Annotated in this window: 15 protein-coding genes; 4 read left to right on the top strand and 11 right to left on the bottom strand. The window is 34.0% G+C overall.

The annotated features are described in order from the left end of the window. Positions 1 to 7: 7 nt before the first annotated feature. From miaA to HJ01_RS10245, 6 genes are all read right to left on the bottom strand, one after another. The gene (gene miaA, locus HJ01_RS10220; protein WP_007138317.1) at positions 8 to 934 is read right to left on the bottom strand and encodes a tRNA (adenosine(37)-N6)-dimethylallyltransferase MiaA; all 927 of its coding nucleotides are present in this window, start codon (positions 932 to 934) and stop codon (positions 8 to 10) included. A gap of 165 nt (positions 935 to 1,099) precedes the next feature. Further along, positions 1,100 to 1,927, bottom strand: coding sequence for an ion transporter (locus HJ01_RS10225; RefSeq protein WP_040473846.1), 828 nt, complete (start codon positions 1,925 to 1,927; stop codon positions 1,100 to 1,102). Positions 1,928 to 1,955: 28 nt separating this feature from the next. Continuing rightward, positions 1,956 to 3,317, bottom strand: coding sequence for an exonuclease domain-containing protein (locus tag HJ01_RS10230; RefSeq protein ID WP_007138319.1), 1,362 nt, complete (start codon positions 3,315 to 3,317; stop codon positions 1,956 to 1,958). A 78-nt stretch (positions 3,318 to 3,395) separates the two neighbouring features. Beyond that, on the bottom strand, positions 3,396 to 4,052 hold the full coding sequence (locus tag HJ01_RS10235) for a YggS family pyridoxal phosphate-dependent enzyme (protein WP_007138320.1): 657 nt from the start codon (positions 4,050 to 4,052) through the stop codon (positions 3,396 to 3,398). A 574-nt stretch (positions 4,053 to 4,626) separates the two neighbouring features. After that, on the bottom strand, positions 4,627 to 5,514 hold the full coding sequence (locus tag HJ01_RS10240) for a 3-hydroxyacyl-CoA dehydrogenase family protein (RefSeq protein WP_007138322.1): 888 nt from the start codon (positions 5,512 to 5,514) through the stop codon (positions 4,627 to 4,629). Between the two features lie 59 nt (positions 5,515 to 5,573). Then, on the bottom strand, positions 5,574 to 6,539 hold the full coding sequence (locus tag HJ01_RS10245) for a Gfo/Idh/MocA family protein (RefSeq protein WP_007138323.1): 966 nt from the start codon (positions 6,537 to 6,539) through the stop codon (positions 5,574 to 5,576). Between the two features lie 143 nt (positions 6,540 to 6,682). Between HJ01_RS10245 and HJ01_RS10250 the strand changes: the two genes are divergently transcribed. Then, a complete protein-coding gene (locus HJ01_RS10250; RefSeq protein WP_007138324.1) occupies positions 6,683 to 7,324 on the top strand; it encodes a protein-L-isoaspartate(D-aspartate) O-methyltransferase in 642 nt (213 codons plus the stop codon). Positions 7,325 to 7,357: 33 nt separating this feature from the next. Here the strand turns inward: HJ01_RS10250 and HJ01_RS10255 are convergent, their stop codons facing one another. Both HJ01_RS10255 and smpB read right to left on the bottom strand, forming a co-directional pair. Further along, complete coding sequence (locus tag HJ01_RS10255; RefSeq protein ID WP_007138325.1) at positions 7,358 to 8,407, bottom strand: Fic family protein; 1,050 nt, start codon at positions 8,405 to 8,407, stop codon at positions 7,358 to 7,360. Positions 8,408 to 8,496: 89 nt separating this feature from the next. Then, positions 8,497 to 8,949, bottom strand: a complete 453-nt coding sequence (gene smpB, locus HJ01_RS10260) for an SsrA-binding protein SmpB (RefSeq protein WP_007138326.1) — start codon at positions 8,947 to 8,949, stop codon at positions 8,497 to 8,499. 145 nt (positions 8,950 to 9,094) lie between these two features. Here smpB and HJ01_RS10265 point away from each other — a divergent pair, with 145 nt between their 5' ends. Beyond that, complete coding sequence (locus tag HJ01_RS10265; protein WP_007138327.1) at positions 9,095 to 9,778, top strand: OmpW/AlkL family protein; 684 nt, start codon at positions 9,095 to 9,097, stop codon at positions 9,776 to 9,778. 244 nt (positions 9,779 to 10,022) lie between these two features. Beyond that, positions 10,023 to 10,253, top strand: coding sequence for a VF530 family DNA-binding protein (locus tag HJ01_RS10270; RefSeq protein ID WP_040473847.1), 231 nt, complete (start codon positions 10,023 to 10,025; stop codon positions 10,251 to 10,253). Positions 10,254 to 10,255: 2 nt separating this feature from the next. Here HJ01_RS10270 and HJ01_RS10275 read toward each other — a convergent pair whose 3' ends face one another. The 3 genes from HJ01_RS10275 to HJ01_RS10285 all read right to left on the bottom strand — a co-directional run bounded on the left by HJ01_RS10275 (position 10,256) and on the right by HJ01_RS10285 (position 12,347). Continuing rightward, positions 10,256 to 10,807 (bottom strand): DUF3575 domain-containing protein, encoded by a 552-nt coding sequence (locus tag HJ01_RS10275; RefSeq protein ID WP_007138329.1) that lies wholly within the window; start codon positions 10,805 to 10,807, stop codon positions 10,256 to 10,258. A gap of 123 nt (positions 10,808 to 10,930) precedes the next feature. Next, positions 10,931 to 11,482, bottom strand: a complete 552-nt coding sequence (locus HJ01_RS10280; protein ID WP_007138330.1) for a GNAT family N-acetyltransferase — start codon at positions 11,480 to 11,482, stop codon at positions 10,931 to 10,933. Between the two features lie 10 nt (positions 11,483 to 11,492). Then, positions 11,493 to 12,347: an aldose 1-epimerase family protein gene (locus HJ01_RS10285; protein ID WP_007138331.1), complete on the bottom strand. Its 855-nt coding sequence runs from the start codon at positions 12,345 to 12,347 to the stop codon at positions 11,493 to 11,495. 180 nt (positions 12,348 to 12,527) lie between these two features. Here HJ01_RS10285 and HJ01_RS10290 point away from each other — a divergent pair, with 180 nt between their 5' ends. Next, positions 12,528 to 14,795 carry a M1 family metallopeptidase gene (locus HJ01_RS10290; RefSeq protein ID WP_007138332.1) on the top strand — a complete coding sequence of 756 codons (2,268 nt, stop codon included), beginning with the start codon at positions 12,528 to 12,530 and terminating at the stop codon, positions 14,793 to 14,795. Positions 14,796 to 14,820: the final 25 nt, after the last annotated feature.

A 14,820-nucleotide genomic window follows, 5' to 3' on the forward strand; every position in this document is an offset into this window, starting at 1 on the left:
TAAATAATTATGAATTATTAATTATTGATTTTATATAGGTAAAAACAGTTAAGTATGGAGTTTCAAAGTCAAACCATTTTGTGTTTTCATCTCTTTTGAACCAAGTCAGTTGGCGCTTAGCAAATCGTCTTGTGTTTTTCTTGATTTCTTCGATAGCAAATTCTAATGTAAGATCTCCGTCTAAATAACTGAAGAGTTCTCGATAACCAACAGTTTGTAAGGCGTTCATTTCCTTATTTGGATATAAGGCTTTGGCTTCCGCCAAAAGTCCTTCTTTCATCATTATATCGACACGTTGGTTGATTCGGTTGTACATGATACTTCTTTCGGCTTCAAGTCCAATGAGTATAGGAGTGAAGCTACGGTTGTTTTTTTTCTGATTCAGGAAAGAGGAGTAAGGCTTTCCAGAACCAATACTCACTTCTACAAAACGCATCATACGTTGCGGGTTCTGCAAAGTTTGTGGGTTTTCATTTGTTATAGTTTTGAAATAGTCAAAATCAAGTTTTTGTAATTGCTCTTGTAAATAGGTAATTCCTAATTTTTCATAATTAGTGTTAACGCTTTCACGAACAGCAGGATCTATTTCTGGAAATTCATCAAAACCTTCTAGGATGGCGTTTACATACAGTCCGGAACCACCAACAAGGACAACATAGTCATTAGTTAGAAAGAGTTCATCAATTTTTGCTATGGCCTCTTTTTCGAAATCGCCCACTGTATAATTCCCTAAAATAGATTTGTTTTGGATAAAGTGATGTGGGGCAGCGGCTAGTTCTGTAGTACTTGGAACTGCTGTTCCAATAGTCATTTCCTTGAAAAACTGACGACTATCACAGGAAACAATTTCGCATTTGAAATGGTTTGCCACGATGATGCTCAAGGAAGTTTTTCCGATGGCTGTAGGGCCGACAATGGTAATTAGGTATTTCATAATTTATTTTAGCCCAGATAGAAAAAAAAACCCGGGCGAGTGCAAGTTACTATTTCTTGACATAAAAGAGCGCCTTTTAGAAGCTCCTTTTATGTCTTAGAAATACTACTGGCAAGAGGAGGGGTTGAAGTGTATAGCTGGAAGTTGCTTCTTTAGCAGATTATATTAAAAAGAATTACCGCAGTTAGGGCAAAAGTTTGCATTATTAGGATAGTCTTCGGAGCCACAATCTTTACACGGAGTTTGAGAATGATGTGAAAGGTTTTGAACCGTTTTGGCTATTTCTGCAGTGACGATTCCTGTAGGTACTGCTATGATACCATACCCTAAAATCATGACAAAGGAGGCGATAAACTGTCCTAAGGGAGTTACTGGAGAAATATCTCCATAGCCCACGGTTGTTAGTGTCACGATGGTCCAATATATGCTGGCCGGAATACTGGTAAAGCCGCTTTGTTTGCCCTCTACAACGTACATTAGCGCACCGATTATGATGGTGATTATAAGTACAAAATAGATGAAAACTACAATTTTGCCTCGACTGGCATTGATTGCCTTTTTTAGTTGAACAGATTGGCTGGTAAACTGTGGATGATTCAAAATTTTGAACAATCGTAATAATCGAAGTGATCGAACTACACTTAAGATGCTGGTACCTATAAAGAAAAAGGATAAATACATGGGCAAAATAGCCAGTAAATCAATATTACCATAGAAACTAAAGATGTATTTCCAAGGCCTATTGATTGAAATAATCCGTAAAAAATATTCTATGGTAAAGAATCCGGTAATGATCCATTCCAAGAGAACGAGTTCGTCATGGTATTTTAAATCAAATTCAGTGACGGTTTCCATCATTACTAAAAGTACACTCAGTAAGATGAGTCCTAAAAGTATTAAGTCAAAATAGCGCCCAGCTTTAGTGCTTGTACCATAGATAATGATATGGGCCCTTTGTTTGAAAATATTGTATTTCGATTTGATTTTATGCATACACAAGAAATAAATTTTTTGATTAGCACTAGAACTTTATAATCTTAAAGCCTTTATTTTTTCTTAGGTGCCCTTGAATTATATTACGGGTATCTCGGTTACTTTGCATAGGAATTATGATGTTTTTCAGGATTTCTATATTGTGTACCTGATAATTCAAATCATAAAATGTGTAGCCTTTATAGACTCCGTTTTCAACCAAAACGGCACTACGCTCATTGATGTTACGGCCTTTGTCTAGAATGACCATATTTGTATTGTCAAAACTATTTTTATCAATGAATAACTTAACGCGTTCATTGTATTCTAAAACTGAAACTTTGCCTATACAGGCCCCGTCACATTCGTTAATGTTATGTTTCGAACAATGTGTTTTTGATTGAGACAACCCAGTTAACTTCTGGCATAAATTAAACTCAGAAGTGATTTGAATCAAAGCATTTTTTCCTTCAATTGCATTTACATAGGATAATACCTCTTTTTTTCTGCCGTCTGCTTTTTGTAATTTTAGATTTAAAAAACCATCAACATCTTTTTCACTATAAATAGCCCATGAATAGTTGCTCTTGCGAGACATTCTGTTATATAAGGGTCTATTAATTTTAATCTCTTCGGTTTCTTTTAAAAGAGCTATTAGTTCAGTGCCTGTTTCTTCATAGGTGACAGTAAAAACTTCAGTTTGGATCTTTTTTGCACTTGTTGTTATTCCTGTGAAATGTTGATTTACCCTTTTTTTAATGTTTCTACTTTTACCAATAAAAATTATTTTACCTGCTTCATTATGAATGTAATAAGTGCCAATTCTAGAAGGTAAGTTTTCAATGATATCTTGTAATTTTGGCGCTATTCCTTTTTGAATTTCTGTTTTAATGAGATCTTTGACAATTTCTTTTTCTAAGTCTTTGTCCAAAAGCATCTTAAATAATTTTACAGTTGCCATTGCGTCGCCGCTGGCTCTATGTCTGTCCGCCATTGGGATACCTAACGCACGCACTAATTTTCCTAAACTGTGCGAAGGCTGTTCCGGCAATAATCTTTTAGATAATTCAACTGTACAAAGTGTTCTTTGGTTGAAATCATATCCCAAACGTCTAAATTCAGTGCGTAATATTCGATAATCAAAATCGGCATTATGAGCAACAAGAACACAATCATTGGTCATTTCTATAATGCGTTTGGCTACTTCAAAAAACTTAGGTGCTGAAGTTAACATGGCGTTATTAATACCTGTTAGCTTTACAACAAAAGGTTGAATTGGAATTTCAGGATTGACCAAACTAATGAATTGATCCACTATTTCATGCCCATCAAATTTATAAATGGCGATTTCGGTGATTCCTTCTTCGTTGAATTGTCCTCCTGTGGTTTCTATGTCGAGTATTGCGTACAATTTTGTATTCAGTTTATTGTTTTTAGTAATCCGTTTTTAAATTTTAATCAACGATTGTTGATCAGAGTTCAAAAATCATTATCGTGTGCCAAAGATACTGCTTCCTATCCTAACCATGGTACTGCCACATTCGATGGCGAGTTTAAAATCTCCTGACATCCCCATTGACAAGGTAGAGAAGTGCTGCAGTTCATTTTTGCTGCTTAGATTATTAAAGACAGATTTAAGATGGGTAAATTCTTTCTTGATTTGGTTTTGATTATCCGTAAAAGTCGCCATTCCCATTAACCCTACAATTCGGATGTTTTTCATTTCCTGAAACTCATTTGATTCCATAAGCGAATCAAGTTCTAGTTCATCAAGACCAAATTTCGTTTCCTCTTCGGCGATATGTATCTGTAGCAAACAATCGATAACGCGTTCATTTTTAGCAGCCTGTTTATTTATTTCTTTTAATAATTTGAAACTATCGACCCCGTGAACTAAGCTCACAAATGGTGCCATAAATTTTACTTTATTCGTTTGAACGTGCCCAATCATATGCCATTGGATATCCTTTGGCATTTGTTCCCATTTCTCCGCCATCTCTTGGATTTTGTTTTCCCCAAAAATGCGTTGACCAGCCTCATAGGCTTCCATTAGATCAGGAACGGGCTTTGTTTTTGAAACCGCAACCAGTGTAACTTGTTCAGGCAAATTATTTTTTATCGAAAGTAAATTTTGAGCTATTGACATTTGTTGTTTTTTAGAATGGTTGTATCGAATTTAAAATTCATAAATGAGGGTGCACTAATGAATTGGGTTCGATTTAGGTGTTATTTGTCGGTGTATATAGAATTGGCATTTACCTGATCTTTGGTCTTATGGATGTTAGGTGAGAAAAGAATAATACCTATTTTAAATTTGCCTTTAACTATAATTTGTTTCCGTTTCAAAAAGGCATGCTTTCTAGAAAGACAAACGGTACTCAATATTACTTAAATCTACAGTTGCTAAAAGAGATAATAGTATCCGTTTTATATAAAATCTCTCTGTCAGACTTTGTAAAGGAGTTTTAAAATGTGGTTATTGTTTTCTTATGGTTAAAAAATAAAAATCATTACGAAGTTATATTCTGAATTTATGTTTTCTGAAGCTTACAATAATTTTTTGTTCAAGATAGAGCTTTTTTAATTATTGATGAGTTACTCACTTTTTATAGCGATCAAATTCTTTATTTAATTATTGAATTCATCTATTTTAGTACTATTTATTATTCAGAATTCGGTTGCTGTTTTAGCCGTAAACTGCAACCGAAATACTATCTCTTTTATATAAATTGTTTAGAAATCTTTTCTGCTTTTTTGCTTTCTGAATAATCATAGAAACCTTCACCAGATTTGACACCTAATTTACCTGCGCGAACCATATTTACTAATAACGGGCAAGGGGCGTATTTTGGGTTTTTAAAGCCGTCATACATCACGTTTAATATTGCTAAACATACATCAAGTCCTATAAAATCAGCTAATTGTAAAGGTCCCATCGGGTGTCCCATACCCAGTTTCATCACAGTGTCAATTTCATATACGCCAGCTACTTTATTGTATAGAGTTTCGATGGCTTCATTGATCATTGGCATCAAAATTCTATTGGCTACAAAACCGGGATAGTCATTAACTTCTACAGGAGTTTTTCCTAATTTTTCAGATAGCGCCATGATAGTTTTTGTCACCACGTCACTGGTATTGTAACCACGGATGATTTCTACTAATTTCATAATAGGCACCGGATTCATGAAGTGCATCCCGATAACCCGTTCTGGATGTGCAACTACTGCTCCAATTTGAGTAATTGAAATCGAAGAAGTGTTTGTAGCAAGAATAGTGTTATGCGAACAGGCATCATTCAATTGTTTGAAAATGCTAAGTTTTAACTCTATGTTTTCTGTAGCTGCTTCAACGACTAAATCAGCCCCAACAACACCGTCTTTGATGTCAGTATAGGTTATAATATTTGTTATTGTTTTTGCTTTGTCCTCTTGTGTAATGGTTCCTTTTGTTACCATCCTATCTAGATTGGCAGCTATTGTGGCCATGCCTTTGTCCAAAGACTTTTCTGATAAATCAATTAATTTTACGGTAAAACCACTTTGAGCAAAAGTGTGGGCTATTCCATTGCCCATTGTTCCTGCTCCGATTACTGCTATAACTTTCATGTAATTTGTATTTTTATTTTAAAGTCTTCTCGTTTAACTTTTAAATCCGAATCGTTGTTCTATTTTTTAAAACAATCTATAATTTGGTAGGCAACTCTTAAGGCTTCTGTTGCTTGTTCCAATGTCACAATAGGAGTGGAATTAGTATTTATTGCATCAGCAAAAGTGTCTAATTCTTCAAGGATTGCATTGTTTTGTTCTACATCAGGGTTAGAAAAATAAATTTGTTTTTTTACACCTTCTGCATTTTGTAAAATCATGTCAAAATCGCCAGGAACTTCTGGCGCATCTTTCATTTTTACCACTTCACATTTTTTTTCCAAGAAATCTACAGATATGTAGGCATCTTTTTGAAAGAAACGTGTTTTGCGCATGTTTTTCATCGAAATTCGGCTGGCTGTTAAATTAGCTACACAACCATTTTCAAATTCGATTCGGGCATTTGCAATATCCGGAGTATCGCTGATAACAGAAACGCCACTGGCGCTAATATTTTTTACTTTAGATTTCACTACACTTAAAATCACGTCAATATCATGTATCATTAAATCTAATACTACAGGAACATCCGTACCTCTAGGATTGAATTCTGCCAAACGATGTGTTTCAATAAACATGGGGTTGTCGATCATGTTTTTGGTGGCAATAAATGCTGGATTAAAGCGCTCCACATGTCCTACTTGCCCTTTTACATTATATTCATTAGCCAAAGCAATGATTTCCTCGGCTTCCGCCAAAGTATTTGAAATAGGTTTTTCTATAAAAACATGTTTGCCTGATTTGATGGCAACTTTCGCGCATTTGTAATGGGAAAGTGTAGGGGTTACAATATCTATGACGTCTACTGCATGGATAAGGGTAGCTATTGTACTAAAATGTTTATATCCAAATTCCTTAGATACTCTATCGGCGTTCTCTTGATTGGGATCGTAAAAGCCAACTAATTCATATTTTTCAGATTGTTGTAATAAACGTAAATGTATTTTCCCTAGATGACCAGCACCTAGTACTCCAATTTTTAGCATAATGATGTTCTTTGTACAAAAATAGCAATTAAATGATTAAACCCTTAAGGATAAGGGACAATTATTTGATGATTTAAAAATTAAAATTTGACAATCAAAATTAGATTTTGTTTTCTATTTTTGTGGAAATAAAACAATAAACTTTGAAAGACACAGCTAAACACCAAGGACTTCGTAATCAATTAGTTAATGTTTTACAGCAAAAAGGAATTACTGATGTAAATGTTTTAGATGCCATAAAAAAGATCCCGAGACATTTGTTTTTGAACTCTAGTTTTGAAGATTATGCTTATCAAGATAAAGCATTCCCCATTGGTGCAGGTCAGACTATTTCGCAGCCCTACACTGTTGCCTTCCAGTCCCAATTATTGGAAATAAAAAAGGAACACAAAGTTTTAGAAATAGGAACGGGTTCAGGTTATCAAACAGCTGTTTTGTGTTTGATGGGGGCCAAAGTTTTTAGTGTAGAGCGTCAAAATGAATTATTTAAGCAGACTTCGTCATTATTGCCCAAGTTGGGAATTCGTCCTAAACATCTTTCTTTTGGGGATGGATATAAAGGTTTACCAAGTTACGCTCCCTTTGATAGTATTATTGTAACTGCTGGAGCCCCTTTTATACCAAAACCTCTGATGGCACAATTAAAAATAGGAGGTAGGCTCGTGATCCCATTGGGAGATGATGTACAAATTATGACTTTGTTGATTCGGAAGAACGAAACACAATTTGAGAAACACGAATTGGGCGAATTTCGATTCGTTCCTCTATTGGAAGATAAAAATTAAATACAAACCCATTCCTACTTAAGAATGGGTTTTTTATTGGGACAGGAGAGTTAAATACCGTGCTATATTGTCTTTCTCAATTTGGGCAATAAATAGTATGATATCTTCTTTATCTTTTCCTATTAGCGCATTTTCCAGCTTTTGGTAGTATTGCATTCTACTTTCAGAATCCCCTTTTATATTAGCGATTACGTAGCCATTTTGCATCAAAACTAGATTCATAATTAATCGGGAAACCTTGCCATTTGCATTTGTGAATGGGTAAATAGCTAATATACGTTGCTGCATCTCTGTAGCTATAACTATAGGGTGTACAGTGCTTTTATTTATTTCATACCAGTTAAAAAGAGCTTCTATTTCTTTTTGAATTATTGAAGGATCTGAGGGTGTAAAGCTATTTTCTTTTATAGTAAATGGAATTTTTCGGTATTGTCCTGCTTCTTTGGGAAGTATTCCTCTTAGAATAAGACTATGAATGGCGATAAATTCTTTTTCGTTAAGAACAATGTTTTTGTGAATCATATTTTTGATAAAGGCGATTGCTTCAATATGATTTAGCGCTTCCATGTGTTCGCGCATGTTTTTTCCTGAAATTGTTTGGCCTTCATTGACAACCAAATCGGTTTCTGAAAGTGTCAAAGTATTTCCCTCTAAGCGATTACTTTCAAATGTATATTCTAATTCTAAGATTTGAGTAATTTGAGAATAATTGTTTGGGTTTAAATTTTGCAGTTTTAGCTTTAAGGTTTCGATTTGATCTAACAGTTTTTGGAGTTCAGGCGAAATTTTATTGGCTGAAGAGATTCTTAGCACTATAATTTCGGCTTCGGCATCTTTGAGTGCTTGTAAAGCAAATTCCTCTTGACCGATTTCATGAATTATTTTCTCTTTTAACCAAACGGTCATTAATGTTTCAAAATTAATCTCAAGGAGAGCTGCTAACTTGGTTATTTGTTCTTTGGTAGGTTTTCTGGTTCCACTTTCAAATTTACTTACTAAAGCCTGATCAATGCTTAAGAGCTGAGCGACTTCCCTTGTTTTTAGTCCTTTTTCTTCTCTGGCGGTTTTAAGTAAACTTTTCATTTCAAATAAGTGAATTTATATTGTCTTGACAAATTTAGTCATTAAATTAGGCGTAAAAAAAGGCCAAATATCTTGGCCTTGATTATATTTTAAAACTCTTTTTTGATTCTAGCAAGATCTCGCTTAGTGTCTTGTTCTTTGAGTGATTCTCGTTTGTCGTACGTTTTCTTTCCTCTACAAAGTCCAATTTCGAGCTTAGCCAAGCCTTTTTCATTGGTGAACAACTTTAAAGGAACAATTGTTAATCCCTTGGCTTGAACACTTTTTGCCAAACTCTTTAATTCTTTCTTGTTCAGCAAAAGTTTTCGTTCGCTTCTTGCTTTATGATTGAATTGGTTTCCAAAAGTATATTCTTCAATATAGGTATTGATAGCAAAAAGTTCCGTGCCGCTAAACTCGCAAAAACTTTCGGTAATATTGGCTTTACCTAAACGGATTGATTTAATTTCAGTTCCTGCTAAAACAATTCCAGCAGTAAACTTTTCGATTATTTCATAATCGTATCGGGCTCTTTTATTAAGTATGTTGACTGTTTTTAGCATAGGATTACAAATGTAGGAACAAAAATCAAAGTTTTAAAGTAATAGGCTATTTTATACTGAAATAATTTAGGAACATGATTTTTATCACCTTCTAAAGCGATGTATCAGACTACTTTTGTTTGTATAATTAAAAATCCAAAACATTATGAAAAAAGTACTTTTTGCCTTTTTGGCAGTGTCTTTTATGACATTAAATGCGCAAAACAAGGAAGGTATTAAAAATCAAGATTTTAAAAAATGGCAAGTTCGTGTTAGAGGAATTGCTGTAATTCCTGATGAAAGTGCAAAAGTCGGGACAATTGGAGGAGATGTTGCTATTTCAAATAACTTTGTTCCAGAGTTAGACTTCACTTATTTTTTTGCAAAGCATTTTGCAACCGAATTAATTCTTGCTACAACGAAACACGATGTTAATACGATGGGATCTGATATTTCTGCTGTTGGTGGACCAACAAATGCCAATGTGGATTTAGGAAGTGTATGGCTGTTACCTCCAACGCTGACAGCACAATATCATTTTTATCCTTTTGCAGAAAAAGTTTTCAAACCTTATGTTGGTGCAGGATTAAACTATACTATTTTCTATAGTGTTGACCAAGGTGCGACTGTGAAAAATGTGTCTTATAAAAATAATATTGGATATGCTTTTCAAGTAGGTTTTGATTTGATGCTTAACGATAAATTTTTCATCAACCTTGATGCTAAAAAATTATTATTAAAAACAGATGTTACTGTAGACGGATCTAATTTGGCTGCCGGTTTAAGTATTCCAGCGGATGTTACTATCAATCCATTAATTTTAGGAATGGGGTTAGGTATGAGATTCTAAAATATTACTGAGATTCTAAATAGAAAAGTCATTATCTCATAAAGGTAATGGCTTTTTTTATAGAGTAAATTACGATGAAAAAATAGGTTTCGAATTATTATCTCTAATTTCAACCGTTGATCGCTTAAGGACTATTCATTAATTGTCACGATCTAAAATTTTATATGCTTGGATGTAAATCCGCTTTTTTTTCGATTAATTAATTAAAAAACTAGTTGCTTCTCGATTTTTATATATTTGCACAATGGAAAACTCAAAATCAAAAAACCCTCTTCACGGAATTACGCTTAAAGTTATTTTGGAAAGACTAGTGAACCATTATGGATTCGATACCATGGGCGAATTAATAAATATCAAGTGTTTTAATGAAAATCCAAGTGTTAAATCGAGTCTGACTTTTTTACGCAAAACGGAATGGGCACGTAAAAAAGTCGAAGAATTGTATGTAAATACCGAACCTAAGTTTGAAAATTAGGATTAGTTCAGTTTATAAGAAACCATAACTCCGCCTCTATAAGGCAACCATTCCCCGCTTTTATTATAATTTTTCGCAGTTTCATAACGTTCTCCAGTGCTAATATAGTACCCTTTGTAAAATCCCTGTTGATTTCCTCCTCCTAGAAACACATCTAACATGAACTTGTCGTTTATTTTAGTTTGGTAGCCAATCGTCGCTCCCATTATATAGCCAAAACCTTTTTCATATTTATCGGTATTCAAATAATTCCATTTCTGGAAATTGAATTTGGTGGCTCCAATATGTGCTCCAACATAAAAGCCATTATTTTTTTCATGAAAATGGTAACGGTATTCTGGTATAAACGTATAAAATTGTTTAGGCTTTCCGTTGATAGTTTTCCATGGTGATGCCAGTATATCAAGTTGAAATGTTGATTTTTTACCAATACTAGTTTCAATTCCTATATTGGGAACAGTCAATAGAGTGGTTAAAGCATTTACTTTTATGTAGGTCTGGCTTTGCGATTGAATTGAAAATAAGATGGCAAGTAAAAAGAAAAGTTTTTTCATGATAAGATTGGGAATCGATATAAAAATTGTTTTTGTTTTATTTGTGTGCAAATATAAAGTATCAGCTATTATAATTGTATCATATTTGTATCATATTTGTATCATATTTATTATAATTAAAAGCTATGATCTATTTAATAATGAATAAATAATAGTGTCTAAAAAGCGGCCTTCAAAAAACTCGTTTTCTTTTAAATGAGCTTCTTTTGTGAAACCAGTTTTTAATAGTACTTTTTCCGAGGCTAAATTTGCTGGTTCTATAATGGCTTCGATAGAATGTAGGTTCATATGCTCAAAACCAAATTTCACCACCTCCCTTATGGCTTCTGGAATAATACCTTTGCCATGAAATTGCGGTAGTAACATATAACCCACTTCGGCTCTGTAATGTTCTGGCCTGATTCTATAATGACCTATTACTCCAATTAGTTTTGGACTGTCCATTAAAGTAATGGCCCAATTAATCCCTTCTTGAGTTTCTATTTTGGCATCAATATTTGCAATATGGTCTAAAGCATCTTCCTCCGTTTTTAGGAGTGGCCTCGGAATATATTTCATGGTTTCAGCATTCGAACGCAATTCGAGTATTTCTTTTACATCAGTAGCAGTTACACGCCTTAAAAGCAAACGTTTCGTTTCGAGATTAGGAAATGGATTAAAATTAAGCTGTAACATCTTATATAGATTAGATAATTTCGATACTAAATTTTGATTCGAAAATTTTATAGGAGTCCAATATTTGAATACCTTCTTTTTCCATAAGGTTTCCGGAACTTTCAACAGAATCAGAATAGCCAAACCAGGGTTCGACACAAAGAAATGGTGCATCTTTTTTTGTCCAAATACCAAGGTGTGGAAAGTTATTATAACGTACTCTAAGAAGTGGGTTTCCAGTCTCTAGTATGGTTAGATAATTAGATTGTAAGGATTTGAATATTAAAGCATCATTTTCGAATAATTTATAGTCTAATGGAACTGCACTATTCGTCGTTGCTAAAATTTTGGTTTCATTAGAAATTAGATCATTTTCGAGCAGATTGTAAACAAGAGGTTCCTCTTTTTCAAACTGTATACTATAATTATCGAAATTTCTAGACAAAGAAAAGGCGGGATGAGCTCCAATGGAAAATGGCATTTTGGATTCGGCCTTATTGATGACTTTGTAATTAATGTTTAAATTTTTGTTTTCAAGGATATAACTGATTTGAAGTTCAAAATGAAAGGGATATACTTGTAAAGTCTCTTCATTTGATTGCATCGAAAAAGTAGCACTATTTTGATTTTTATTAATTAATTCAAAAGCTGTATCTCTAGCAAAACCATGTCTGGATAAGTGGTATTGAATAGAATTAGATGTGTAGCTATTGTCTTTTAAAGTTCCCACAATAGGGAAAAGAATAGGGGAGTGTTTACCCCAAAATTCTGGATTTCCTTGCCAGATATATTCTTTATTATTGCTATTGCTTTTAAGTGAAAATAGTTCCGCTCCAGAGTGATTAATTTCTGCGGTTAAGTGAGAGTTAGTTATTATTGTTGTCAAAACGAATGATTTTTGAATATAAAATTAAAACTGTAAATGTATTTTATAATTTGTTTAGGCATGTTAAAAACATATGAAAATATGAGTTAGATTAAGGTTTGCTGAAATTTGAACGAAAAGCTTCATATTTAATATTAGTATCGATTATTTTTTATTAATTTGGTTGTAAAATAATAACACATGAAAAATATTAGGTTCAAAGCCATTCTTCAAATGGCTTTATTATTAGGGGTTTCATCCCTTTGGTCGCAACAAGCGCCAGCAACAACGGGAACTATCCCAATTTCAAAATACAATTATCATGATGCTTTTGGACCGTTCTTTTACACTAAAAATGGTACAACTACAAGGTCAGCAAGCGGTCAACCAGGTGCTGAATACTGGCAGAATAGAGCTGATTATGTACTTACCGCAAAGCTAAATGTGCAAAACAATGAGATTGTTGGTACAGATATAATCACCTACACTAATAATAGCCCAGATAAAATGTCTTTTGTGTGGATGAATGTAGAACAAAATTTATTCAAAGCTGATTCACGTGGAAATGCGGTCGTTCCTTTGACAGGAAGTCGCAATGGAGCACAAGGACAAAAATTTGACGGAGGTAATAAAATAAAGTCCGTTAAGATTATTAGCGCAACTAAAGGTAAGATTACTGAGGTTGATGCTAAATACGTAATTACGGATACAAGAATGCAGGTTATGCTTCCGCAAGAATTAAAGGCAAAAGGAGATTCTGTAAAAATTAAAATAGAATTTTCTTATATTTCCCCTTTAGAAGGCTCAGACCGTACAGGAGTTCTTGACACTAAAAACGGCAAGATTTTCACCATTGCACAATGGTATCCACGTATGTGTGTCTATGACGATGTACAAGGATGGAATGTTAATCCCTACTTGGGAGCATCTGAATTTTATCTGGAATACGGAGATTTTGACGTAAATATTACCGCACCATCGAATCATATTGTTGTTTGTTCAGGAGAGTTGGTAAATCCAACAGTTGTTTATAGTACTTTGGAGCAAAGTAGATTAGCAGCATCAAAGAAAAGTGATAAAACGGTTTTTATACGTACAGCAGACGAAGTGTCCGCTTCAGCAAATGCAAGTGTTTCTACTACTAAAACGTGGCATTATAAGCTAAAAAATGCCAGAGATATGTCTTGGGCTTCCTCAGCAGCATTTATTTTAGACGGTGCCAAAATTAATTTACCAAGTGGTAAAAAATCTTTAGCATTATCAGCGTATCCAGTGGAGAGTGCTGGTGATGGGGCTTGGGGACGTTCTACAGAATTTACTAAGGCTTCTATTGAGAACTATTCAAAAAGATGGTTTGAGTATTCTTATCCCGTTGCGACAAATGTTGCAGGAAATGAAGGCGGAATGGAATATCCGGGAATCGTTTTTTGCGGATGGGAATCTAAAGGGGAAGATTTATGGGGAGTTACGGATCATGAGTTTGGTCACAACTGGTTTCCTATGATTGTGGGTTCAAACGAACGTTTATTTGGATGGATGGATGAAGGTTTTAATACTTTTATCAATTCATTAAGTTCAGTAGACTTCAACAATGGAGAATACAAATCAGAAGCAGTTGATTTTCATAAAATGGCGGAAGCATTCACTAGACCGGAATTGGAAACTATGATGAGTTCTCCAGATAATATGAAAGAGGCTAATATTGGTCTTTTGTGTTATTTTAAACCGAGTTCAGCACTGATTGTTTTGCGTGAGCAAGTATTAGGTGAAGATCGTTTTGATTTAGCTTTTCGCACTTATGTAGAACGATGGGCCTTTAAACATCCTACTCCGGACGACTTTTTTAGAACAATGGAAAATGTATCTGGTGAGGATTTAAGTTGGTTTTGGAGAAGTTGGTTTGTTAATAACTGGAGATTGGACCAAGGGATCAACTCAATCAAATATGTGAAAAATGATCCGAAACAAGGTGTTATTATTACTGTAGAGAATTTCGACAAAATGGCTATGCCAATAGTTTTAGATGTAAAAACTAAAAGTGGAACAGTAAGCCGCGTAAAATTACCGGTTGAAGTATGGCAAAGAAATAAGGTATGGTCGTTTAAGCATGACTCTACTGAAGAAATTGAAAGTATTACCTTAGATCCAGATCACGCTTTTCCAGATAATAATGAAGGAAATAATATTTGGACTCCTGCGAAAGGTGTTATTGAAAAAGATCTTATTTTAGACGGTTATCTAGGTAACTATTCTAATGATAAAGCGCCGATAAAGATTGTGTTTAGCGAGACTAACAGCGTTCTTAATGTAGAAATAACGGGTTACCCTAAATTTAGTGTTGAACCAATAGGTAAGGACTTTTTCGAATCAAAAAGAGCGGGGCTTAAATTTCAATTTAATGAAGTTCAAAATGGATTTGAGATGATTGTCAATGATAGTCAAAGAATACCTTTTACGAAGGACAAATAGGTCTTTCAGTACCATAAACAAAAAA

Origin of the sequence: Flavobacterium frigoris PS1 (assembly GCF_000252125.1) — a bacterium.
In the GTDB taxonomy this organism is placed as follows: Bacteria; Bacteroidota; Bacteroidia; order Flavobacteriales; family Flavobacteriaceae; genus Flavobacterium; species Flavobacterium frigoris_A.

Coding starts and splice junctions, on each gene's coding strand:
- HJ01_RS10275 (WP_007138329.1), bottom strand. CDS start 10,807: ATGAAAAAACTTTTCTTTTTACTTGCCATCTTATTTTCAATTCAATCG.
- HJ01_RS10235 (WP_007138320.1), bottom strand. CDS start 4,052: ATGTCAATAGCTCAAAATTTACTTTCGATAAAAAATAATTTGCCTGAA.
- HJ01_RS10225 (WP_040473846.1), bottom strand. CDS start 1,927: ATGCATAAAATCAAATCGAAATACAATATTTTCAAACAAAGGGCCCAT.
- HJ01_RS10270 (WP_040473847.1), top strand. CDS start 10,023: ATGGAAAACTCAAAATCAAAAAACCCTCTTCACGGAATTACGCTTAAA.
- HJ01_RS10290 (WP_007138332.1), top strand. CDS start 12,528: ATGAAAAATATTAGGTTCAAAGCCATTCTTCAAATGGCTTTATTATTA.
- HJ01_RS10265 (WP_007138327.1), top strand. CDS start 9,095: ATGAAAAAAGTACTTTTTGCCTTTTTGGCAGTGTCTTTTATGACATTA.
- HJ01_RS10255 (WP_007138325.1), bottom strand. CDS start 8,407: ATGAAAAGTTTACTTAAAACCGCCAGAGAAGAAAAAGGACTAAAAACA.
- HJ01_RS10240 (WP_007138322.1), bottom strand. CDS start 5,514: ATGAAAGTTATAGCAGTAATCGGAGCAGGAACAATGGGCAATGGAATA.
- miaA (WP_007138317.1), bottom strand. CDS start 934: ATGAAATACCTAATTACCATTGTCGGCCCTACAGCCATCGGAAAAACT.
- HJ01_RS10245 (WP_007138323.1), bottom strand. CDS start 6,539: ATGCTAAAAATTGGAGTACTAGGTGCTGGTCATCTAGGGAAAATACAT.
- smpB (WP_007138326.1), bottom strand. CDS start 8,949: ATGCTAAAAACAGTCAACATACTTAATAAAAGAGCCCGATACGATTAT.
- HJ01_RS10280 (WP_007138330.1), bottom strand. CDS start 11,482: ATGTTACAGCTTAATTTTAATCCATTTCCTAATCTCGAAACGAAACGT.